The sequence below is a fragment of the Erysipelatoclostridium sp. MSK.23.31 genome (assembly GCF_019125875.1).
GTDB lineage: Bacteria > Bacillota_I > Bacilli_A > Erysipelotrichales > Coprobacillaceae > Thomasclavelia > Thomasclavelia ramosa.
In genome coordinates, this window is the sequence record NZ_JAHOCB010000129.1 from 1 (window position 1) to 459 (window position 459).

General features: G+C 43.4%; 1 protein-coding gene and 1 pseudogene. Both read right to left on the reverse strand.

The window, feature by feature from the left end:
- Nucleotides 1–276: integrase DNA-binding domain-containing protein (locus KSU54_RS18635; protein ID WP_217749057.1), on the reverse strand; the 276-nt coding region annotated here is incomplete at its 3' end.
- 78 nt (nucleotides 277–354) lie between these two features.
- A pseudogene (locus tag KSU54_RS18640) lies at nucleotides 355–459 on the reverse strand (excisionase); the annotation flags it as partial.

Here is a 459-nt window from a genome sequence, read left to right on the forward strand (position 1 = left end):
GTTCTGTTTGGCATAGAGTTGGCAAAGCGTCATTTTCTTGCCTGTGCTGTCGATACCGTCCTCAATATCCCGTCTTATCTGCTGTTCCAGTTCTCGAAGTGAGGGTTTTTCCCGTTTTCCCTTTGGTGTCGGGTCTGTGGGTGTCAATCTCCAAGCATACACATATTTTGTGTTTCCCAATGCGTCTACATATTTATATAAGTATTTTCCGTCTGTTCGTTGGCTCTCTCCAGTATGCAGGATACGACCTTTGTTATCCCGTCTTTTTTCTTTCATGGTGTCTGCTCCTTTCCTTGTTGGAAAGAGCCTTGATATGACTTGTGTTCATCATAACACATACAAGGCTCATTTGCATTAGATTGCGTCCAATTTATCAATAACCTTTTCAAACTGTCGGCGTTTAATCTGTATGCGGTTGCCATTCATAATGAGCCAGCCAGCGTCCTTGTTTTCCTCTGC